The sequence below is a fragment of the Candidatus Dependentiae bacterium genome (assembly GCA_020431705.1).
In the GTDB taxonomy this organism is placed as follows: Bacteria; Babelota; Babeliae; order Babelales; family Vermiphilaceae; genus JAGQHQ01.
This window is the reverse complement of sequence record JAGQHQ010000015.1, coordinates 1-23,472: the sequence shown is the minus strand read 5'-3', so window position 1 is coordinate 23,472 and position 23,472 is coordinate 1. Positions and strand designations below refer to the sequence as shown.

At 34.2% G+C, this 23,472-nt stretch carries 21 protein-coding genes; 9 read left to right on the top strand and 12 right to left on the bottom strand.

From position 1 onward, the window contains the following. Nucleotides 1–344: 344 nt before the first annotated feature. On the bottom strand, nucleotides 345–1,751 hold the full coding sequence (locus tag KC460_04335) for a hypothetical protein (protein MCA9770570.1): 1,407 nt from the start codon (nucleotides 1,749–1,751) through the stop codon (nucleotides 345–347). A gap of 215 nt (nucleotides 1,752–1,966) precedes the next feature. On the opposite strand from KC460_04335, the gene KC460_04330 reads away from it, so the two are divergent. Continuing rightward, nucleotides 1,967–2,632, top strand: a complete 666-nt coding sequence (locus KC460_04330; GenBank protein MCA9770569.1) for an L-threonylcarbamoyladenylate synthase — start codon at nucleotides 1,967–1,969, stop codon at nucleotides 2,630–2,632. On the opposite strand, the gene KC460_04325 is transcribed toward KC460_04330, so the two are convergent. The 6 genes from KC460_04325 to KC460_04300 all read right to left on the bottom strand — a co-directional run bounded on the left by KC460_04325 (nucleotide 2,619) and on the right by KC460_04300 (nucleotide 7,763). Further along, on the bottom strand, nucleotides 2,619–3,173 hold the full coding sequence (locus KC460_04325) for a hypothetical protein (protein MCA9770568.1): 555 nt from the start codon (nucleotides 3,171–3,173) through the stop codon (nucleotides 2,619–2,621). The genes KC460_04330 and KC460_04325 overlap by 14 nt on opposite strands. 95 nt (nucleotides 3,174–3,268) lie before the next feature. After that, entirely contained in the window at nucleotides 3,269–4,339 is a 1,071-nt protein-coding gene (locus KC460_04320; protein ID MCA9770567.1) for a spermidine/putrescine ABC transporter substrate-binding protein, read from the bottom strand. Further along, nucleotides 4,336–5,118 carry an ABC transporter permease gene (locus KC460_04315; GenBank protein ID MCA9770566.1) on the bottom strand — a complete coding sequence of 261 codons (783 nt, stop codon included), beginning with the start codon at nucleotides 5,116–5,118 and terminating at the stop codon, nucleotides 4,336–4,338. Before KC460_04315 ends, KC460_04320 begins: the two co-directional genes overlap by 4 nt. Further along, nucleotides 5,115–6,002, bottom strand: a complete 888-nt coding sequence (locus KC460_04310; protein MCA9770565.1) for an ABC transporter permease — start codon at nucleotides 6,000–6,002, stop codon at nucleotides 5,115–5,117. Before KC460_04310 ends, KC460_04315 begins: the two co-directional genes overlap by 4 nt. Continuing rightward, on the bottom strand, nucleotides 5,999–7,090 hold the full coding sequence (locus KC460_04305; GenBank protein MCA9770564.1) for an ABC transporter ATP-binding protein: 1,092 nt from the start codon (nucleotides 7,088–7,090) through the stop codon (nucleotides 5,999–6,001). The genes KC460_04310 and KC460_04305 overlap by 4 nt, the downstream gene beginning before the upstream one ends. Beyond that, nucleotides 7,077–7,763: a hypothetical protein gene (locus tag KC460_04300; protein MCA9770563.1), complete on the bottom strand. Its 687-nt coding sequence runs from the start codon at nucleotides 7,761–7,763 to the stop codon at nucleotides 7,077–7,079. Before KC460_04300 ends, KC460_04305 begins: the two co-directional genes overlap by 14 nt. A gap of 186 nt (nucleotides 7,764–7,949) precedes the next feature. Here KC460_04300 and KC460_04295 point away from each other — a divergent pair, with 186 nt between their 5' ends. Continuing rightward, on the top strand, nucleotides 7,950–8,327 hold the full coding sequence (locus KC460_04295) for a hypothetical protein (GenBank protein ID MCA9770562.1): 378 nt from the start codon (nucleotides 7,950–7,952) through the stop codon (nucleotides 8,325–8,327). Nucleotides 8,328–8,374: 47 nt separating this feature from the next. On the opposite strand, the gene KC460_04290 is transcribed toward KC460_04295, so the two are convergent. From KC460_04290 to KC460_04280, 3 genes are all read right to left on the bottom strand, one after another. Then, complete coding sequence (locus KC460_04290) at nucleotides 8,375–11,398, bottom strand: BamA/TamA family outer membrane protein (GenBank protein ID MCA9770561.1); 3,024 nt, start codon at nucleotides 11,396–11,398, stop codon at nucleotides 8,375–8,377. 74 nt (nucleotides 11,399–11,472) lie between these two features. Continuing rightward, nucleotides 11,473–14,829: an ankyrin repeat domain-containing protein gene (locus KC460_04285; GenBank protein ID MCA9770560.1), complete on the bottom strand. Its 3,357-nt coding sequence runs from the start codon at nucleotides 14,827–14,829 to the stop codon at nucleotides 11,473–11,475. 133 nt (nucleotides 14,830–14,962) lie between these two features. After that, nucleotides 14,963–15,244 (bottom strand): acylphosphatase, encoded by a 282-nt coding sequence (locus KC460_04280; GenBank protein MCA9770559.1) that lies wholly within the window; start codon nucleotides 15,242–15,244, stop codon nucleotides 14,963–14,965. A 151-nt stretch (nucleotides 15,245–15,395) separates the two neighbouring features. Between KC460_04280 and KC460_04275 the strand changes: the two genes are divergently transcribed. Next, nucleotides 15,396–16,829 carry a glutamate--tRNA ligase gene (locus tag KC460_04275; GenBank protein ID MCA9770558.1) on the top strand — a complete coding sequence of 478 codons (1,434 nt, stop codon included), beginning with the start codon at nucleotides 15,396–15,398 and terminating at the stop codon, nucleotides 16,827–16,829. On the opposite strand, the gene KC460_04270 is transcribed toward KC460_04275, so the two are convergent. Then, entirely contained in the window at nucleotides 16,830–17,939 is a 1,110-nt protein-coding gene (locus KC460_04270) for an HD domain-containing protein (protein MCA9770557.1), read from the bottom strand. Between the two features lie 121 nt (nucleotides 17,940–18,060). Then, nucleotides 18,061–18,300 (bottom strand): hypothetical protein, encoded by a 240-nt coding sequence (locus tag KC460_04265; protein MCA9770556.1) that lies wholly within the window; start codon nucleotides 18,298–18,300, stop codon nucleotides 18,061–18,063. Nucleotides 18,301–18,384: 84 nt separating this feature from the next. On the opposite strand from KC460_04265, the gene KC460_04260 reads away from it, so the two are divergent. From KC460_04260 to KC460_04235, 6 genes are all read left to right on the top strand, one after another. Continuing rightward, entirely contained in the window at nucleotides 18,385–19,614 is a 1,230-nt protein-coding gene (locus KC460_04260; GenBank protein ID MCA9770555.1) for an amino acid permease, read from the top strand. Between the two features lie 33 nt (nucleotides 19,615–19,647). Continuing rightward, complete coding sequence (locus KC460_04255; GenBank protein MCA9770554.1) at nucleotides 19,648–21,102, top strand: hypothetical protein; 1,455 nt, start codon at nucleotides 19,648–19,650, stop codon at nucleotides 21,100–21,102. Between the two features lie 118 nt (nucleotides 21,103–21,220). Next, complete coding sequence (rpsU, locus tag KC460_04250) at nucleotides 21,221–21,430, top strand: 30S ribosomal protein S21 (GenBank protein MCA9770553.1); 210 nt, start codon at nucleotides 21,221–21,223, stop codon at nucleotides 21,428–21,430. Between the two features lie 19 nt (nucleotides 21,431–21,449). After that, the gene (locus KC460_04245; protein ID MCA9770552.1) at nucleotides 21,450–21,821 is read left to right on the top strand and encodes a ribosome-binding factor A; all 372 of its coding nucleotides are present in this window, start codon (nucleotides 21,450–21,452) and stop codon (nucleotides 21,819–21,821) included. A gap of 38 nt (nucleotides 21,822–21,859) precedes the next feature. Next, entirely contained in the window at nucleotides 21,860–22,570 is a 711-nt protein-coding gene (locus KC460_04240; GenBank protein ID MCA9770551.1) for a prepilin peptidase, read from the top strand. Nucleotides 22,571–22,714: 144 nt separating this feature from the next. Beyond that, the gene (locus tag KC460_04235) at nucleotides 22,715–23,317 is read left to right on the top strand and encodes a hypothetical protein (protein MCA9770550.1); all 603 of its coding nucleotides are present in this window, start codon (nucleotides 22,715–22,717) and stop codon (nucleotides 23,315–23,317) included. Nucleotides 23,318–23,472 lie beyond the last annotated feature (155 nt).

Below are 23,472 nucleotides of genomic sequence, written 5' to 3'. Positions count from 1 at the left end.
TAACATCTTTTTATCAGCGAGATTTTCCTTTTTTTACAAAATTATTTCAAGATTTTAATTTTGGGATAGGTTCATAGTAAAAAAAATAATGTTGTATCACTGAGTAGAGAGAATAAATATAAGCGTAAATATGAAAATAGCTATTCAATAAACGATGAGGATGAAGATAAAAAAGCGCTAGCAGTGGGTATTATTAATTTTATTGTTGAAGAAATATTTCTGGATAAGAATAATTAAAAATCAATGGGTTAAAAATATCTTACTGTATGTGGATAAAATGATAAAAAAACCCGGAAATTAATATTCCGGGTTTTTTAGTGTCAAATCAAAAATTTAAAATCTATTTATAGTTTTTTTATTCCTTTGTAGCGCCAGTACTCAGTTATAATAGCATCAGAACCGGTGATAACCACTAAGCCATGACGATCATCGACTGTTTTGCATGCCATTTCAAAGGCTTCTTTAAAATTACGTGCTGACTTTGCTTTGATTTTTGTAGACTTGATGTCATTGGTTATTTTTTCAACATCCCATGAATCATCCAATCGTTGACCAGGGATGCGTGCTACTGGGCAAATAATAGCTTGTCCTGACGTTTTTTTAAAGAAATAACGTAATGCCTTTAAAAATTCAGGAACATTCAATTGTGGATTATTACAGCCAATAATAAGCGTTAATCCTTTAAGTGTATGATTATAATGTAATAATCTAATACCGAGCAATAAATTTTTGAATGCATCTAAATTGTTCGCATTGTCTAACAAAATAGTTGGTTTTTCTTTATCAAGAAGTTGAAATCGGCCAGGCAACGTATTAAGTGCTTCTTTCCAGAATTGGTCAACCGTTTTTTTAGGATTTAATTCAGATTGGCGTTTTGCTTCAAGTGTTGGGCGACCGCGTTGACCTTTTTGTTTAGTTAATAATGAATCAGAAAGTACGATAGCATCTTTATTTGCAAACTCGTTTACATAAATATGCGCAATACGTTCTGCAAGTGCAGCGCAACGTCCATGAAGTTGTTCAAAAGGATAGGTGAGTGTGGCGAGTTTACGAATTGGCATCGCCCATGTTGCTTTTTTGGCTTTCACCATCTCAAGCATTGTTTGCAAGTGCAATTTACTTTGATCTGCAGATATTACATGTGTACCAGCCTGTACCAGACTAAATATTTTTTTGAGTTCAGCATTAACCTTTTTCTCATCATCAGTAGTAACGCGAGTAATAGCAGTAACTTTTGGTGAACAAATAGTTGTTGCTCGCCCGCATCCTTCGTGATTTGTTTCAAGTACTGCAACATCAACATTATTGTTGTTAAAGTATATGAGTGCCATCATCGTTAAAATTTCGAAAGAATTTGGATCAAGGCCAGTATGTTCAGCGGTGTTGATGACCTCATTAGCAATTTCTGTAAACGCTTTGTTTGCAATGATCTCGTTATTCAAAGAGATACGCTCATTGTAGGTTAAAACATGTGGTGTATAAAACGAACCAACTGTTAATCCTTCTTGGCGTAGCAATTGAGTAGTGAAATTGATTGTTAAACTTTTACCATTGGTACCAGCCACTAAAATAGTATTTAAATTTTTTGAAAGAGCGCCAAACGCTTGATCAAGCTTTTGCATGCAAGCAAGATTTGTATCGTTCGTATTTGTTTTCCAATTGCTATCCAGAAATTCAATAATTTCATTGTAGCTTCTTTGCTTACCGATACCTGTTCCAGTTTTTACCGGTTGTTTATTCGTTGCTTTCATGGTCCTTCTCCACGTCTGTTTTAGATTAATAGAGCCACCTAAACGTATTATGTTTTTTTATAATGATTTTCGATGATACTTTTGATAAAAAGTGACAAAAATATCAACGATACGTCAAAAATGCGTGACATCTTTATAATGATACGGTATTTTATAAAAATGTCAAACAAGAAATTATAAATCAAGTTGATGTTGTTTATTTACAAAAGAGAAAAATGCAAAGTAATAGTTTAAGTTGGTATGATAAAAATACTGTTCAAAAGGCATGTAAAGTGATTAATCAAAATGGTGTTGTTCTGAGTACAACTGATACAGTACTTGGTTTGTTGGCTACAACATCGGTTGAGGGTCGGAAGGTTATTGACAATATGAAAAGAAGATATGAAAAGCCATATTTAATTCTTGTCGATTCAGCAAAAAAAATTAATTCACTTGTTGATGTGCAATCAATGTTTCATATAGAAAAACTTATTGCGCATTGTTGGCCTGGTCCTGTTACATTAATTGTCAATGCACGTAAAGATGTTCCAGCGTACATGAAATCTAACCAGAATACGATTGCGTTGCGTGTTCCTGACCATAAACAGTTGTGCGAATTGCTTTTGTGCACCGGTCCACTATTTTCTACCAGTGCAAATAAAGCAGACCAGCCGGTGCCAGATACTATTAAAGAAGTTGATTCGGAAATTTTAGCCGCATGTGCACTTATTATTGGTTGTGCCTCCTCGTCCGTTAAAACTTTGAATGATGAAGCAATACAGTCTGTTTCTTCTACAATTTTAGATTGTACAACAAAAAACATTAGGATAGTTAGAGAGGGGGCGTACTGCATTAATAAATTAGAAACATTCTATGGAAAGCCATTTGTTAGACGAGTTTAATTTGTGCGTCATGCGCATCAATTAATCGAATCCAGTGGCTGCTTAGCGCGATATTGGCAATACCAAACAAAATACAGCCAATGCCGATAATTTTTTCATACAACTTACTTTGTTTCCTTCTAGCAAGCATATAAACACCACCAGCGCTGACAATACCTAAAGAGATGACCATTGCCAAAAGGCGGGGATCGTTATGATGAGAAAGTACTTTTTTTATAGTTGCACTCCAGCTGTTAGGTTTGTTGAACCAGGTAACAATGTGATCTTTCAAAGAAGTACTACTATTTTTTATTGCTTTGCCAGCAATTTTTAATGTTGCACCAGTAGCTTTAGTTGTTGTTTGAATATTTTCATGATTCCATATGCTTTGAATAAATAAAGTAACAGGTTTGAATACAACTTCTTTTAGTTGTCCTTTTATTTTTTTACACCCAGCAATAGTACTTTCTGGGTACAATGAAAAATTAGTGTAGATTTGTTTGGTATTACACACGATGACAAGAATAAGTGCCAACATAAGTTTTTTTTTGAATTTTTTCATGTAAAACACCCCTAGATTCTATAATAGAAATTATTCGCTCGTGTATTATACATGATAAAGGCATAAATATTTTTTGCAACAGCTCCATATGTGGACTAGTGTGCCATGAGCGTAATCCATATATCGTTAATCTGATCAATACTGAGGATATCCTTGAAAAAAGAAAGTGTTTGTAGTTTTTGAGTATCAACACAAAAATTTAAAGAATCTTTGTCGAACTTACCTGCTATGGGTGGACAGAAAGCAAACTCATTCGCGTGATGAGCAAGTACTCTCGGTTGATATAAATAATTGAGAAATTCATACACAAGCTCTTGATTAGTACTGGCTGCTGGAATCACGATTGATTCGATATTTAAAAAGCTACCTTCTTTAGGGATGATAAAGTCAATATGCGGTGCTTCTTTTGCTATTCGTAAGATATCTGCACTTTGTGCAACGGCTACTGGTGTAGCTTGTGAAAGGAGCAGTCCTTCGGCCATTTCATCTGTATATGTTGCAACATGTTCTTTTTGTTTGAGTAAAACTTCTTTAATTTTTTGTATATTATCGTTGTTGGTAAGTGCGTTAATCGAACCAAAAAGATATTGTGCTGTAATTAAAATAGCCTCTCGTGGATAGTTGGTCATGCCGATACGATCGGGTATTAAATTTGTGTCAAATAATAAAGCCCAGGTTGCTTCAGGTGTTTTACCATTAAAATATTCTTTATTAATACCAAGTCCGTATATACTCCAAAAATATGGAACGGAATAATCATTATTAAGGTCATAATAATGGCCAAGGAGTTCTGATCGTAGTGTGTTAAAAAAAGCTAGTTTACTTTTATCTAACTTCTTAAGTAGGTTGTGTTTAATAAGCCACGAAACTGCATAATCGGTTGGGATGACAATATCGTATCCCTGTCCACCAGTTGTTAGTAGTTTACTCAATAGTTCTTCATTACTTTCGTAATAATTAATGTATAGAGTGATGCCGGTTTTTTTTTCAAATTCTTGTAAATAATTTACATCCAAAATGCGTGGCCAGGTAAAAATAGTAATACTTTTTTGTGGGTATAGCATGGTAATAAATTGTGGTAGCTGTAGAAAAATTAACAGTGCAATGATCCAAAAAGATGCCATGCATATTCGTATTAAAATGATGCGATACCATGTGCGCGTCATTGTAGCATTCCTGTTTTTTTAGTTTGTAATAACGAAAGTATCAACACAATAACGCCACTTATACCAAGCAAGAGAGTAGAAAGTGCACTAACCACTGGTGTACTACCAGCACGAATCATTGAATAAATAAACATTGGCAATGTTTGTGTTGCGCCACCAGAGCAAAAAAATGCAATAATAAAATCATCAAGTGATAAAATAAAGACGAGTAAACCTGCTGCAATAAGCGCAGGAGAGAGCTGCGGAATAATTACTTTTACAAGTGTTTGTGTTTCTGTTGCACCTAGATCTAAAGATGCTTCGGTAAAACGAGTATCAAGTTCTTCAAATCGAGCTTTGATAATAGGGATAACATAGCCAAGTCCAATAAGGGTATGGCTTACAATAAGTGTGATTAATCCAAGTGGAACAAACAAAAAAGAGAAAATACTGAGTAAGCTTACAGCCAAGACAATATCTGGTGTGGCCAAACTTGCGTAAAAAAGGGTTATAGTATGTCCCAAGAAACTACGTGCACTATAGAAAATGAAAAGGGTTCCTAGTATGATACTAAGTATCATTGCAGAAAGGGCAACAATAAAAGAATTTTTAAGAGCATTAACAATTTCAACTGATTGAAATAATTTTGTGTACCACCTCAGCGAAAACCCTTTCCATATAAAGGGAGATTGTGAGTAGTTAAATGAAAAAATAATCAAAATTATAATTGGTGTGTATAAAAAAGCATAGGTGAGTATGCACGCGAGTGGTAATACGTAACTTCCAAATTTCTTTTTCACTTGTCCTCCGTTGTATCTATCGAAGCTTTTGCGAAATCGGAAGTTTTAGTATGGGGAGATTGTATTACCTTCCGAGACAACCAATATATCAAGAGTGTTGAGCATACTAATACCGCAGCTGCAATTATGGTAAATGTTGCACCAAGTGCTTTATGTTGCGTGGTTAAAAAGAAATGAGAGATAAGTGATCCAACAAAAAATTGTTTACCGCCACCAATCAGTTGTGGAATAATAAATTCACCAAATGAAGGTACAAATACCAAAAAAAAGCCGGTTCGCATGCCGGAAAACGCAAGCGGGAGTGTTACGTTGAGCGCAGTGGTTATCCCATCAGCACCCAAATCTGCAGAAGCTTCGAACAAGCGACGATCTAATTTTTCTAATACGGCATAAATAGGCATAATCATAAAGGGGAGATAACAATAGAGCATAACAATATAAACTGAAGCTGGATGATTAAGTAACATGAGTGGTTGAGTGATAATACCAAGTTTTAACAGCAAGGTGTTGATGAGTCCGTGTTTTTCTAAAACAAAAAACCATGCATAGACTAAAATTAGTAAACTACTCCAAAAAGGAAGGAGCAAAAAAAAGAGTAGTGTATTTTTAATTTTTTTTGCTCGTAGTGCTAAAAAATAGGAAATGGGATATGCACATATTATAGAAAGGGTTGCAGTTACTAATGCCATGATACATGAACGGCTTATAATTTTTATATATGTCCAGTTAAAAAACATAGAAAAGTATTGAATGTGCGTAATTGTTAAATACAATAGAAAAATAAGTGGAATATAAAAAAACATGATTTGCCAGATGAGTGCTGGTAAAGATAAAAAAAATGGAAATTCTTGCCTAATAAGAGCTGGCCAGCTTTTTTTATTCATCGTTCTAACAGTACCACATTCTCTTTTTGCCAGTGTAAAAAAACTCGATCATCGTAATCGATGACTTCTTGTGGGAAATGTTCTTCGTTTTGTTCAAATACTTGAATGAGTGACTTGTTGGCAACACGTACATTGTATTGTGTAGAGCGGCCATGGTATACAATTGATTCAACTGTTCCTTCTATCTCATTTGAAAAATTGGGCAATTTTTTTTTACTGATATCTATTTTTTCTGGACGTATACTCATATACATTGAAGTAGCATCTTTTACCCACTGTTTATCAGACGGTACAAAAATTTCAAAGGTGCCAAGTCCCCCAACAGAAAGTGAGTGTGTGTTTTGAGTATCATGAAATATTCCTTGCATAACATTGGTGGTACCAATAAATTTTGCAACAAATGTTGATGTTGGGAATTCATATATTTCCTTTGGAGTACCAACTTGTTCAATTTCGCCATCGGCATTCATTACTGCCATATGATCAGCAACAGTTAGTGCTTCAAATTGATCATGAGTGACGTATACAAATGTAGTTCCAAGCTCGCTTTGCAAATCAATAAGTTCAATAAGCATCTGTTCACGCAATTTTAGATCTAGTGCTGCAAGTGGTTCATCCAATAGTAAAACATCTGGCTCGTTGATAATAGCACGAGCAAGGGTAACTCGTTGTTGTTGACCACCAGAGAGCTGATCAATTGGTTTGTATATTTGTTTTTCCAACCTGACTTTTTTGAGCATAGTAATCACTTTTTGCTCAATGATATTTTCATTTATTTTTTTTATGCGCAGTCCATAGGCAACGTTATCAAAAACATTAAGATGGGGAAAAAGGGCATAATGTTGAAATACCGTATTTATACGGCGTTCATAAATTGGTACATGGGTTATGTCTTGTGTCCCCAAAATAATAGAGCCACTGTCTGCTTGTTCAAACCCAGCAATAAGACGCAGTAGTGTTGTTTTACCGCTACCACTCGGGCCAAGCAATGCAAAAAATTTACCGCTTGGAATAGTAAGGCTTACATTTTCCAAGATTGGTTCGCCATCAAATGATTTATAGATATTCTGTATCTTAATGTTTCTCATTTTTTTTATCGACCTTTGCAAACACCATTGGTACTATAACATCTGATAACGTACACGGTACCACAATTGCAATAATTAAAAAAATAAAAATAAAACCAATATGGTGAAACCAGTCAGTAAAGCCATGTGATACTAGATAAAAGCTTGAGGCTAATGAGCTTATAAAAATGTGGATAAAGTGTGAAGAAACTGAATAAAATGTTTGGCGTGAAGCATGGTGACGACTCATAATGATGCCATTTATTAAGCCAACGATCAGGAAAGGTAGTACATTATATAACTCAGAGACAAAGCAAAGATGAAAATGCATATTTACACCAAGGATTCTACCTCCTAAATAGGGCAAAATGGAATCTGAAAGCGTACAAAAAGTCATAGTGGTGAGTGCGCCAACAATAAGCCCCTTAAATACATTTTTTGAAAATCTAAAAAAAGTAATTAATACACCAGTACCAGCAAAAATTAAATGCATAAAGTGAAAGCTATGAAATAGCATTTTAGCACCTTTATGAACCAATTTTGGATTCATAGTTCCTAGTGTAGCAAAGCTAATAAAGCTTACTATGATTAAGCAAAACGCAACAGAAAAAATGGCATATGGTGTATGACAAATCAATTCACCTAAAAATGTACCGTTGTGTTCATGTTCGCGTTGTTCAGAATGTTTATTCATGTAGAAGGTCCTCATTTGGTGTTTATATATCTTGTATAGTAAAGAAAAAAACGGAAAGTACAATAGTTTTGGTTGTTATATACATTTTTATTTTATTGATTCAATGTTGCTATTTTTATAACGCCATGTTATTTTAATGCTGAATAGTGTTATAATTGGCTACCTTATTAAGGTGAAGGGGTTTTTATGAGTCATAATTTTTCTTATTTGTCAATTATTTTGGTGGTTTTCCTTTCATTTTCAGTGGGATTTTGTTTTACTGTACGTGCAGATGGTGTTGAGTTTGGTCATGCAGGCATTAGTAATGGTGAAGTACATAAAGATGTAGATAAAATAGCCAGTAATATAAAAAATTTGACTAAAACTAAAAAATGTGAACATTTTGTTATATCAATAGTCGCTTATGCGGAAGCTGGCTGGCATGCCTTGGTAAGTGGTAGTTGTGAAAATTCATACTGGATGCAATGGGGCATTGCTTGTGCTACAATTGGACTTGCTGTTGCTACTTGGGTTTTATTAAAGAAAATAGGTAAATGTGATGAGCAAAAAAATGCAATAACATAGTGGTGTCTTAACTTACAAACAAAAATATAATGCTCGATGAATATGTTTTAAAATGCATGTCCGATTGTTAAGAACCACGCATAGCGTGTAATAGATGGATCGGGCTTGTGCCACTTAAATGCAACATCAAACCGTATAGGACCAATAGGTGTATCATATCGCAAGCCAAGTCCAGTTCCTCCAACCACATTTTTTGTTCTAATATCAGCAAAGCCAGATGTGCTGAGCGTACCAATATCATGAAACAGTACAGCACCAAGTTCTTTATATAATGGAAATCGTACTTCTAGGTTAACACTAAACATAGATTTACCACCTTGTGGTACAAAGCTTATGTGGCTACTTTTATTAGTAATTTTTCCAAGAGGTGGTACCATGTCAGTTTCATAACTGCGAATTGAGTGTGCACCACCCAAATAAAAACGTTCTGTTGGGTTAATAGTATAAAATTGTTCATGAAAAATATGGCCAATGCGTATGCGTATAGCAATAACAAATGGCAATATAGGAATAAAAAATGATTGCTCAGCCATTATCTTTAGTAAATAGGCACGAATGCCTATGGTACTCAATGGAAACATTCCTTTACATGAAATAACTGAAAGTGAACCGCGTGTTGGCTTAAGTGTATTATCTAGATAATTAATAAAAAATGATGGTTCTATCATTAAGTATGCAATATTTTTATCGAGAAGTTGTGGTGCGAAATTGATTGCATTAGCAATGTGTGTTTCGTCAATAGCATGATATTGGCAATCATCACATACCTCTGTTTTGGACCATTCAATACCAACAGTTGAGCCCATTTGTACATAATGCCAGGTACGGTGCGTGCCAAGCAAAAATCCCTGTTGTGTTACATCATATACGTGTTTTAATTCATCAATAGTTCCTGGTTGTACATGTTTGTTTGTATACCCTTGCACAAGGGTGCGGACTGGCCATTTAAAGAACCATGGCATGTGATATTGTAATTGTACGGTACGATGTGAGCGGCTAATATCAACGTTTGCACGAATTAAATCACCACGCTCAAATGGATTTTTGTATAAAAAAGTTCCACCAGCAGTGTAGGTGACGCCGCCAAATACAAAATGTTTACTTAGCTGTCGTAGTGCAAAACCGGCACGTGTACGGACTTCAAATGGATCATCATGCTGAATGTTGAGAATAAGTGGTTGCTCATTATCAAATGGATATGTGTGATCTTGTTGTAGATGTATATGTTCAAAGATAGAAAGTTCTTTTAAATTATTTATTGTTTTTTTAAGCGCATTTTGGTTCCAAGCTTCTTTTTCTTTGTATGCCAATTCTCGCATGATATATGTAGTGTTAAAAGCGCTGTTGCTTTGAATAATTGTTTTACCAAATCGTTTTTCTTTTGTGTCTAAGGTAACGTGCCAATCAATATCTATAACACAATGCTTTTCTTTTAGTTGTTGTGTGTATTTTGGTTTGAGTTGAATAGTACTGTATCCTCTTTTTGTGAAAAAAGTAGTCAATTTTTCTCGCTGTTGTTGAACTAGTATAAAATTAAACGGTATGTTGTTGCTATTATTCAGATTCTTTTTCTTATTTTTGCTTTTTAATTCAATCTGTTTATTTTGAGTGTTGCTGTCAGTGGTGTGTAGAAGAGGCGATAAATATAGCTCTGCTTCAAGATGGCCGGGCACGTGTGCGGTTCCTAAATATGTTTGCTGCTGTTCATCCAGAGTAATGCGCATGGTATACCAATTATGCTGTTTTTCATGTGGTATAAAATCTGTTTTTAAAACGGTGATTTGCCAAAATCCTTGTTGCATGTAAAAAGCAAGCAAAGAATCGAGTGCCTGCTTGAGGTAAGTAGTATCAAAATATTTTTGTCTGACAAAACTCAAAAAGTGATTGCTGGCCAGTTGCTCTTTATCAAAATGTTGTACACCAGAAAACTCAATTGCTTTGATTGTAGCACGCGGCCCTTCTTCAATAGTAAAAAGGGTTTGTGAGGTATTTTCTTGTGATGTAATCGTTGTGTGCCAAAAACCTTTATCATGATACATTTTTTGCAATTCTTGTGCCAAAATTGGTGTGGGTAACAATGAAGCAGATGAGCCAAATTCTAAGAGTGCATTGCGCAATTGTGTATCAGAAAAATAGTGATTGCCAGAAAAGGCAAAATAATTTTTGTGCTGTACGTGTACACGAAAAATAAGATCAACTTTTTTGTGTGTACGTATTATTTTCTCTTGTAGTTCAATAGTTGGTTGTAAAAAACCTTTTTGTCCCAAATAGTGGTGCAATGCTTTTGTTTTTTCTCGTATGGTATTTTTGTTATATGTGTGGCCAGCTAATGAATTTAAAAAGCAAGATTTAATTGTTTTACATAGTTGTTGCATATTATCTGATTTTTTTTCAATTGTAGTTGGGCTGGTTAATTTTAATGTAACAGTTCCAATGGTATATTGTGGACCGCGTTGTAGATGGAGTATTGTGGTAATTGTTTTTGTTTTTGTATCTTTTTGTAAATCACTGGTGACAATACCATCGCAATATCCTTGGTGTAAAAATGTCTGCTCGATGCTATTGCATGCATCGTTGTGTTTTGCTATATCAAATGGCTCACCCGGTTGCATGGTGTAATATTGCCGGTATGCATCTTTGCCAATTAATAGACCTGTGCATTTAAGTTTTGCCAATGTCCATCTTCCGTGTAAAACAAAATGTAGGTCTGACAGGTTAAATTGCAGCACAATTTTTTTAAATAAATTTTTTTTACCCAAATAATATATGGCCTTTTTTACATCATTTGCAGTAACCATATTACCTTTTTGTATATCAACAAGATAGGTAAATTCATCAGCATTAAAGTGGATATCAGACTTATATGTGATGTTGTTTGCAATAAACGATTTTGGAAAAAATTTATCAATTTTGTCTAAATCATGTACAAAGTCAGCAATAGAGATAGTTATTTTTTGTGTCGTACAGGAGGATATAAAAAAAAAAGAAAACAAAGAAGATAAAATAAATCGTGTATTCCTACTATGCCAAAACTTAGAAGAATAAATGAATGCATAAATAAATGACGGCACTGAGCATTCCAATCGGTTTGGTGTATCTATTTGCTTTGTAAAAGGGTGCCTAAAAAGCCGTTTCTTGGCAATTGCTAATTTGGCTTGAACAAAAGAAGTTGCTGTGCTGTATATTTTGATCCTGGAAAAAGTACCTCTGCAGTTCCTGAATCGGGTCCTATAAGTGAATGAACTAACTTCTCATTTCCAGCTAGTGCAGCCCTATGAGCAGCTGTGAGTCCGTGTGTATCTTTTCTATGTATAGCATTAGGGTCAGTTGCAACTATTTTACTAATGCATTGTGTATCTCCTTTTTCAGCAGCATCTCTAACTAGCATACTAGCGGTCATGTCTGTAGACTGTTCTTTTTTTTCTTCGTTGCCATTAGTGTCTAACGAATATTTCTTTCTTGAAAGGATAGGTAAAACAATCTCACTTAGAAGATTTTGTTTGTTATCATCAGCAAGCTTAACCCCGTCTATCGTATTATTAACCCATGATCCATTTTTGCATAAAAATTCGACAATATCTGTGTATCCCATTGAGGAGGCATGTACAATGGGATGACCATATTTTTTATCCCTTACATTGAGATCTGCACCCCAATAAGCAAGAGCATGTACAACTCCAATTCTATATATTTTTTCATCATTTTTAGTAGTCTTTTTAGTAAGAATTTTTTTTTGCACCCTTGAAGGTATGATTCTTTTGTAATCACTTAGTGCATAATGGAGTAGATGCATTTTATTATTTTGTCGTAATAAAATATTGCTTCCTGATATTTTTGCTGTAATATCAGGCATTTTCCACAAATCATTGATACCAACGATATCATAGTTTTGCGATAATGTTTGCATGTTCTCATAAAAATTGCCTTTAGAAAGCAATAAATTAAGTGCAACAAGGGCAGTTATTTGTGGAAAACCTTCTCTTGCTCTATATGCATTGTTTGGAATCATATCATTTTTATCAATGAGTAATGCTTGATCAATGTTATTTAAATTTTTATTTTCTATTACCTTATTTCCTATATTTTTGTATTCTTCTTTCTCAATTATGTGTAAAGGTCCTATGTTTTCTCTATCTCCTATATCAATAAATTCTTCTTCTATCATTTTTTGTATTTTTCTATTTTCTTTTTCCTCAAGCTCTTTGCTTGTATGCGCTTTTTTTTGTGATAGTTTTTTTGCAAGCGGTTTCTTTCCACATCTTAGAGCGATGTCAAGCAGAGTATTCTGTTCTTTGTTAAAGCTGTATTTGATATCTATGTTACGGGAGGGAATGTAGTTTTGTGTTACTATCCAATTAATAACGGAAAAATTTTTATTTTCTAATGCATATTTAATAAGTGGACATTGTTCGTTTACTTCTGTTTTGACAATATCAGTATTTTGTTCTTTATTTTCAGTAAGATAGTTCCATAATGTGCTTATTGACCATGCTGAGTATGACGCATATTCTCCTTTATAAGAAAGTTTTATTTGCTTTAGTAGATTTCCACTAGGGTCAAGCAATATCAGAATATCTTTATATTTAGTTTCATTGTTTTTTAATATACAATCAATTGTATTTTCAACAATATCTTGATCAATACCGGCATAACGTAGTAATTGAATAATCTCGATTTGTTTGTTCTGTACCGCAATATGCAATGCACTAAGATTTGATGTGTTTATTGCATTAACATCGACACCTGCCTGAATAAGTTTGAATACACATTCAATACTATTGAGCATGGTTGCATAGTGCAAAAGTGTGTTATTATTTTTGTCGACGATACTATTGAGTAATTGAGCGCGTTTTTGTTCAAAATTTTCATATTTTATATTTTTATCTGGCTTGTACTTTATCAACCATCGAACAAATTGTTCAAACTTATTGGTATCTTCTTTTACTTGAGCAAATAATTCTTTTAATTGTATAAGTAAATTTTCTTTATTTTTTTTGCTCTCTATGCGTTCTTTTTTTATTTGTTTAATTGCATTTTCAGTTTTATTGCGATTTTTAAGAAGAATTAGAGGTGTACCTATGTCATCTGCAGCTTTTTTATTTTTTGACATCTCAAGCATCATTTTTTTGTGATATTGAGCTTTATTCTTAATTTTTAAGTGTGTATAATAATTTTCCCTTTCTCTTTCTTCTTTTTCAATTCTTGACTGTTTAATATATAGTTCAGCAAATTGCTGATCACTGATTGGGTTTTTTACAAAATTATTATTATATATTTTCGTTTGTTCTGTAATAAACGTGCTCCATTCTCTTTTTGCATTTGTAAGTTGAGCTTCTTTATTGTGCTTGCTGTGCGCGTGTAACCTATATAATCTATCAAGTGTTTTTCGAATGTTAGTGATTGTTACTTCGTTTAATAAAGGTTTTTTTACTGCCACCTTGGTGGTAGGTTTCCTTTGTTTTAGTTCTTTTGCAAAAGAAAGAAATCTTACTTGGGTTTTTTTTTGTTCTCGTAGTTTTATAGGTTTTTCTTTTACGGTAGTGCCATTCTTACTCGGAGGTCTTACTTTTAGATTCTCTTTACTTTCTTTTTTACAAAGCAGTCTATCAATTTCTATTTCTTGATTTCTAAAATTATCTTTTTTTAATCCATTATTTTTATCTTTTTTATCATCAGGAATTGGTGGTCCGGCTTTTTTAGTGATGAATATATTTTTATAAGTTTCTTTGTTTTGATCAAAAAGTTCTGCTGTAAGTTCTTTGCTATTACATATAAGTTTTTGTTTATTTACAGTAATAGATGTTTGCTTTTCAATTTTTTGCTGCAATTGCTCAAAGGTAATATTTGTGGGAATATTAACTTCAATATTTTGTTCGTTTCCATCTTGAAAATATGAAAAAGTTATAGATCTATCCTCTATTTTTTTCTTTTTTTTAACTTCATCAGCTTTTGCCCAGTTAGCGTTTTCTTGTGTTGCTACTTGCCAATATATAATTTTATTTTCCTCATTATTTTGCGATTCTTCTTTTTGTGGCTTTATAAGATTTTTTTTTACGATAGAACTATTCTTATTTTGGGGTTTTATTTCTAGATTTTTTTCACTTTTGTGACTTAATTCTTGATTTCCAAAAATATCTTTTTTTAATCCATTATTTTTATCTTTTTTATCATCAGGAATTGGTGGTGCGGCTTCTTTAGTAGTGTTTACTTTTTTCTTATTACGATTATTACTATCATCCAATATGGAATCTTCTTCTTTACTATCATACTCGTTGGTTTGGGTATCGATGTTTGAATTAGGATTGGATGATCTGGTAGTTGTATTGTTATTATTTGTTCTGATATCTATTCCGAAAATTAGCTGAATAGGCTTTGCAATAGGAGAGATTAAGAAATTCCAAAGATTACCCCAAAATCCGGCATGTGCAGGAGTGGAGATAAAAAAAGCAAATAAAAATAAAACATAAAAATATTTTTTGAAAATCGATGATCGTCTTTTCATACACACAACAACCCCTAACTTTAATAAGGTGAAAATATAAAAATCACCTTCATCTTACTTTAGCAAAAAAGGGGAATTGTGCAAAGTGTAAAAATCTTCAATATAGCTGTCCAAAACATATTAATGAATTGGGTTACTCAATAATGCGAAATACGCCACGATAGTCTTTTTCCTTGATAAATGGCTCTATCTGGATATCTTCAATGCCGATTTTTGCTGCTTCTTTGTGAATAACATCTAGTAACTCTTCAACTGTTTCTATCAAACCACATGCAATAATTTTGACTCCTTGATCGGAAGAAATGTGTTGTGCCGTACCTTCAATTTCCAAGTCTTGTGCATATTTTTGGACAGATTTTTTTAAAAAATTTTCTGGAATGTCGCCAGAAAACATAATTTTGAGACATTTTTTCATTATTTTCTCCTTTTTTTTATACAATAGCTTCACTACCTTTTGGCACCGAAGGTAGCAAAAGGAGCGTTGAAATGTCAAAAACTTGTAGTATTAATAGTTGGTTTTATTTTCCTGGATGTATATAATAAAATGAATATCGGTAGGGAAAACTATGAAAAAAGATTCAAAAATCAGATTGCGCTTTGCGCCATCGCCAACAGGTCTTATGCATTTAGGTAATGTACGTACAGCATTGATGAATTATCTATTTGCAAAGCAGAAGGGTGGTACCTTTATCTTACGGATTGAAGATACAGATCCGGCGCGTAATTTTGACCCTGGTGCAAAAAAAATTATGCAAGATTTAGAGTGGCTTGGTTTGCATAACGATGAGGGGCCTATATTTCAGTCTGAACGAATGGGTGAATATGAAAAGCTGCGTGCACAGTTAGAGGATAAAAAATTAATTTATCGCTGTTTTTGTACCTCAGAAGAATTAGATCGAAAACGGCAACGACAAATAGCGATGAGAATACCGCCACGATATGATAAAATCTGTACGAAATTATCTGATAATGAAATTCAAAAAAATGTATTTGATGGCAAGAAATTTATTTGGCGAGTAACACTTGATCATACACAAACAATTGTTATCAAAGATTTAGCTCGCGGTGAGATTAGTTTTGAATTAAAAAATTTTTCTGATTTTCCCATTACACGGCAAGATGGTAGTTTTACGTTTATGTTTGCTAATTTCGTTGATGACATGCTTATGAATATAAGCCATGTGGTGCGTGGAGAAGACCATTTGACTAATACTGCTGGACAGGCATATTTGTATGGTTTATTTAATGTTCCGCAACCAATATTTTGGCATCTACCAATTTTGTGCAACATTGATGGTAAAAAACTTTCCAAGCGCGATTTTGGTTTTTCTTTAGGTGATATTAAACAAGCGGGATTTTTACCACAAGCTTTGCTTAATTATTTGGCAATTAGTGGTGGTGGTACTTTTGAGCAAGAAATTATGTCTCTTGATGAATTAGTAGAGCAATTTAACTTTGATATTATGCATGCAACGGGCCAAGTACGTTATGATGTAGAAAAATTAAAATGGTTGAATCACAAATGGATTAATCGTATTGATACAAAAGAGCTTATGATAATGGTCCGCCCATTTTTAGCTGCAGCATATCCGCAGGAAATTGAAACAGTTGATCAAGAAACGCTTATACGTGTTATTGATGGTATCAAAACTGATTTAACCGTATTGCAAGATGCACCAATAGAACTCGAATTTTACTTTAAAGATCCGGTAGTGGATAAAAAAGATTTAGCGCATTATATCACTGCCGAATATTTAGAAGTAATTTGTCCAATTATTAACAATGTAATACAGATGTTGGTTTTTCCACATAAGTTTGTGGAAATGTTTAAAGAAGAATTAAAAAAAAAAGGCGTACCAATCAAATATGGTTTTTTTTATGTGCGTATGGCATTGACTGGAAAACCACACGGCCTGGGTATTATAGAATTGGTTACGATGCTTGGAAAAGATGAAAGTGAACAGCGTATTCAGCGTGTTAATTGGGTTATTGGTTTATAACTAAACAGTAAAAATTTCTTGTAAATACCCTTGTTTTGCACGTAATTCTTGGTCAATAAAGCTGATGAAGTAGCCTTTATTCATTTTATTTTCAAGCAATTTATAGTAATGGCCATAATTTTGATTCAATTCAGAAAGGCGTTTGTATTGCCCATCATTACAGGTAACAAGTGGATCTATACCTCTGAATTTACATTTAAAATACTTATCGCATTCTGATGGTGATCCAGGCAAATATAGGGTATCTTTTGCATTAAAATATTTCATATCTTCTTGTATGATATGGTCGTTAGAGTTTTGCAATTTTTCTAAGACAATATCATCGGTAGAAAAATGGATATCGTGCATTGTGATGAGATTGATATTAATTGCGCGTAGTAATGCGTGTGCTAAAAAAAGTTGTGTAACAAATCCTTTACATGAGCCCCATACATGTTCAGTTAAGTAGAGTGAAATCTCACAAAATTTTTTTGCTGCTTCTTGAGTGCAAAAGCAATATTTATCATCTTTAATAATAATATCATTAAGGATGTTTGTTATGTCTTTTTGTGTAATTAAACCTTCAACCAGACCGCCACGTAAGTTGTATTCTAAACGATCAGCACAAATATCAGGTAAATCTTGCTCAAGTAACTGATACCTTGAATCTTTATGGTCGATAATATCGAATGGAATCTTATACTTTTTTAAGATACTGGGCACACATGTTTGTTTTAGATACCATTCATGTATCTTATCTTGATACGAGTCCTTTTGCTCCGCGCATTTAAATACTTTATCACCAACGTGAGAAAACACTGTATGAGAAGTGTCATGCAATAGACCAGCAATTTGTTCCTCTCTTGAAGCGCCAAACTTTTTTAATAGTGCCCAAACGCCAATAGAGTGGTCATAACGTGAAAATGATTTGAAACCAATAGGGCCGTATTGGTCAATCTTTTTCATCCGTTGAATTACATCAGAATCAATTAAGTCCAAAATTGCTGGATCTGCAACATAGAAGGTTCCGTAAATTGTCTCTATTTTTCTTCCACTATTCCTTGTCAAAATAATATACACGCTGCATGATAAAAGACTTGCTGCGATTAAGACAATAAAAAATTTATTCATAAGTTCCCTCCCGCCAAAAAGTATAATATACGCTTAACAACAAAAAATTTAGAACTAAATTGTAGCAGGAGTTGCATGTATGTTCAATGATCTTTGTTTTATGTGCAGGCTAAAATCGATGTTATTTTAATCGATTTTTAAGCTGTGTTAGGTTTTCCACGAAACCGTTTTTTTGAAAGTATGCCATAATTTCTAAAAAGTATTTTTCTGTGTCATGCGGCACAAAAAATTCAAAGATACTATTATTCTTATCTATGGTGCGGTCAAATGCAACATGCTCAAAGCTACGTAATACTGCAACTAAAAACCAACAATATGGACGTTTAATATGTGCTTGATAGTACGAACAATAAGATTGCATAACTGTTTATCTTGTTAAATAGTGTTTATTATGACAATATAATGAGGATATATTAATAACCATTATAATACAAAGGGTTGTTTCATGAGTAATACGAACCAAACAAAAATTGGTTTGTTAACTGCTACAATTATCGGGATGAATGCGATGATTGGTGCCGGTATTTTTACCGCACCAGCTGCAGTGGCTGCAAATGTTGGGCCGGCAGGAATTGTAGCATATCTTTTTGTGGTTGCAGCGGTGTGGTTTATGGCGCAATCGCTGGCAAGGCTGGCCTATTTGTTTCCTCAAGAGGGGTCGTTTTACGAGTATGCCAAGCAGTGGAGCGGGCATGCTGGAGGCATGCTTGCCGGTGGTATGTATATCATTGGTTTAACTATTGCAATGGGATTATTATCGCAAGCAATTGGGGGCTATTTTCATACACTTATACCGTCTGTTTCTGCTTATAAACTTGGTTTAATTACACTGAGTGTACTTATTATGCTGAATTTATTTGGAGCAGTACTTTCTCAATTAGGTCAACATGTTTTGATTGTGTGTACTACATTTCCGTTGATTGCAATGACAGCTATGTGTTTATCTCGAGCAGATATGAGTAATTTAACACCGTTTGCACCATTTGGATGGGCAAGTGTGATTAAAGCAATGCGTATTGCTATTTTTGGTTTTTTTGGTTTTGAGTGTGCTGCGTCATTATTTAATATTGTGCGTAATCCAAAGCAAAATGTTCCAAAAGCATTAACGTACTCAATTGTGGTTGTTGGTGTGTTATATACGTTGTTTGTTGGTTCAGTTATTTTGTCGGTACCGCTGGAAAATTTTACTGATCCACGTATTCCGCTTTCAGATATTTTAGAATCTGTATTTCATGGTATGCGCTGGTTTGTGATGATGATTCACTTTGCTATACTTTCTGCGTTGACTGGCACTGTGCACTCAATGATTTGGAGTGCGAGTGCATTGCTTGTTTCTCTTAAAAAAAAGTCTGGCATTACCATTACTCATAATATTGGTGTCCTTGTCATAGGTGCATTAATTTTACTGAGTTATTTAACACTTAAGCAACCGGGATTATTTTTCAATTTAACTGCTTTATTTGTTGTAAGCGCATTTGTGCTTTCTATGGTTACACTTCTTACTATTAAAAAAGAGTGGCAATCGGGTAATAACATAAAAACAATTATTGGTATGAGTACTGCGTTGTTTATTATGACATTGGCAGTTGAAGGAATTTTGACTTCCCTTGAAATTGTTTCAGAGGGGTATCTTGATCATTTTTTGATGTGGCCCTTGAAGATATTTGACATCTAATGCTATAAAACAAACAAGAAGTGGTATGGAAGCATGATCGAAAAAATTGTGCTTCAACTAGAGAAAGGAATAGTAATGAGAGCAATACTACGGGTGGTTATTAGCATCGCACTGCTTGGCAGCAGTAGCGTTATGGCTATGTGGCTATCTATGAATGCAAAGAATGATCCGTTGCCGCCTTATACAACACTGGATCCGCATACATTTTTGTACACTCGCGCAAAAAATAAAATGAAAGATTATAAAACAGACAAAAAATATAACGAACGTATTGGTTTTGCACTGTCTCCTTTTGGGCAGAATGCGAATCGCGGTCGTGACATCGAAAATAGAGTAGTACCATTGGGTGATGTATTGTGTGGCAGATGGAATATGGTTGGTTTATTATTTGGCGCGGTGCCGAATGATAAAATATTATCACCAACACTTGTTGCAGCGCGCGCTGCATTATTTCCAACAATTCCTTCGGGTACGCCAATTACTGACAAAAACTTTATTGACAAAAACGAGCAGTTTGGTTTTTTTTCTATTGCCTCGCGGTATAGAAAACAAGGTTTGCGCTTTCAAATTGCAGGTCAATTATTAAAAGATTTCGGTTTGATAGTAGAGGGGGGTGTTGCAGATATTTGCCATACAGTAACGCAATTTAAAAACTTAACTTGTGGCGTTCAACCTGATTGCACAAGCGGTTTGGGAACGAATGGTAACAATCTTGGTAATGATTTTACTGAAAATAATGTGAATGATTTTTTAATGGACCAACTTGAAAATATTGCTATGGATATTGGACTCAATATCTGTAACTTTCACAAAATTTCATTTGAAGATTTACGCATTAAATTGTATTGGCGCCGTGCGCATGAATTGAATCAAGGATTGGTGGGTAAAGATTATTGTTGGTCAAAGGTGCTGTTGATACCGTTTATTATGGTGGGCGGTACGGTTGCCACCAGTAAAGAGCGAGATCCAAATGATGTATTTGCACTTACTTTTGGTAATGATGATCACCACTCGGTTGGAGTCACTGCGGGGCTTAATTTTGATTTTGCAGATACAGTAGAAATTGGTGGTGAAGTGGGCATTACGCACTTTTTTGCTAGAGATTTTTGCAATTATCGTGTGCCAACTAGTACATGCCAACAAGGGATTTTTCCGTTTACTACCGATGTTCGGATAAAGCCTGGGTATAACTGGCATTTTGCTTTAAAGATGAATGCCTACCACTTTTTAAAATGTCTTTCATTTTATTTTCAGTATGTGGTAATTCAGCATGAAAGTGATGATATTTGTTTAAAGTGTCATGACGATGCATTTGTTCCGTCGGTGCTTGAAAAAAAGTCAACCTGGAAAATGCAGGTTGCAAATATTGGGTTTAATTATGATATTTCACCAAGTATTTCTCTCGGTTTTTTATGGCAGGCCCCCCTGGCTCGAAAAAATGCATTTAGAAGTACAACAGTTATGTTTTCATTTAATGCCCAATTTTAGGATCAATTTCTAGACAAATAGGCCATAGTTAGTTAAAATCTAAGTGTAGTAACATTATTTATGCACTTAAAGTGTGTATTTTTCAGTATATTCAGCATATAAGGACGGCGAAAGTATTATGTCACGCAATAAAAAAACAAACATTCAAGTATACGTTACCAGAGATGTTGGTAAAGCATTACGTCAATTAAAGAAAAAAATTGAGCGTGAAGGTGTTGTACGTGACATGAAACGTACTGTATATTTTGAGTCTCCAACACAAAAAAGGCGTAAACGTTTGGTCCGTGCTATTAAACAAAATCTCATGAATGCAATCAATAAAGTTTAGCTGTTTTTGAGGCTGTGGTATGGATAATAAAACTGTAAGAGATATAAAGCGCTCTCAGAAAGAGTCGGTCTTTTACAAGCACATTGCCCAATTATTTTTGCAAATAAGCCAAGAAAACGAACGGTTACATGGGTTGAGTGTTAATCGTGTACAGTTATCTCCAGATAAAAGTGTGTGCTCAGTTCTTTTTTATTCAACCAAGGGCAAAGCTTTTTTTGATGAACGGATGGAAGACCTAATTCTTTACAAACCCTCATTGCGTTCTGCGATTGCAAAGGCTATTCCATCACGTTATGTTCCCAAAATAGTATTTAAGTATGATTCGCAATTTGAGAAGCAAATTGAGATTGAATCGCTCTTAGATAAAGTGAAAGTGGAAGAGCAATTATAATTTTTTTAATACCCCTTTTTTTATGTTGGGGGTCGTTTTTGAATGTTTTGGCATATCGATTAATTCGTGGGAAGAGTATTATCACACCTCGTTCGTTTTGTCCTTCTTGTGGTAATCAGCTTGAGTGGTATGACTTAATTCCTGTTATTTCTTGGATGTTATTACGTGGTAGATGTCGTATATGCAAAGTTCCTATTTTGGTTTTATATCCGTTTATAGAAGTGCTTACAGCTGGTGTACTGGCATTATTATTTGTACGTGTGCCAGCTTATTATTTACCGACATATTTTATTTTTTTCTCAGCACTTATTGTTACTATTCGCTCAGATCTAGAAACAATGCTTATATCTCGTTTCGTGACAATGTTTTTGGTTCCTATTGGTGTATTTGCTAGTTTTATTGGTTTGCTACCAATTTCATTGATAGAAAGTGTTTTAGGATTTTTTCTTGGTTATGGATTTTTGTGGGCAATGCGAGCTATTGCATATCAATGTACTGGCAAGCAAGGTATTGGCCAAGGCGATTTAGACCTGCTAGCATTTATTGGTTCATTTATCGGGCCATTTGGCTGTTGGATAACATTATTAATTGGTTCTATTGCCGGCTCTCTTGTTGGTATTGTGTATCTTACTATTGGTGGTGCTTCGCGTGAGACTCGGATTCCTTTCGGACCATTTTTGGCACTTGGTGCTGTTTTTTTTGTTTTATATAACGATTATCTACGAATGCTACTTTTTTATTTTCAATAATAATTAAAAACATTATACTATGGGGTGAAAATAACATTAATTTTTGGTGCGCTTACCAATCCTTACGTGGTTTTTGGTTAATGTAACCTGTATCGCTTAATGATGAAGTGGGAATGCACACTATCTTACTTGGAAGGGGTCGTTATGCAACAGTTACGTTGTTTTTCGTTTTTGATATTTGTAAGCAGTATTGTTTTGAGTTCTCAGGGTATGATCAAAGCATCTGAGGGTGGAGAAAGGGCTGTTGAGCATCTGATTCAAGAGAATAAAATATTAAGAGAAAAAGTTGGTGCTTATGAAAGAGTTGGTTATTCATTTTCTCGAGGAAGAGTAACTCATTGTCAACCACGTTTAGGCTTGTGGGGCTGGACAAAACGCCTGGGTAAAATAGGTATTTTGTGTACTGGTACCTACTACATATATGTTCTTAATCTGTTTGGTATACAAGAAAAAACAGCGAAATGGGCAGAAAGTGGCTTTGATCTTTTTGTAGATTGTAAAGAAAAAGCAACCAAAGAATATTTGCCAAAAGCCGTGGTTTTTTTTGCGAGCTTGCTTTTTTCAGAAGGTGCTGAGAAAAAAAACAAAAAAATATCACATATTGTGCTAGAGCAAGAAAATCAAGAAAATATAGAAGGTGAGATAGGGGTTCTTGCTGATAACACAGAACATATAAATGTTCAGCAAGAAATTGAAGAGACTGACATTAATTTGAAGCAGTACTCAGATGGCAAATTGAAAGCATAATAAGATTGTAATAGTTTTCTGTTAGTTCTTTTTATGCAGCATACATAATTGAGGCCCCCTAAATATTTAGGGGGCTTTTTTTATTTCCGTGACCAGAAAACCGTGGCCTTTTAAGGCCGGGGATGAATGGTCTCCCTTAGTGGGCGGATATGAGT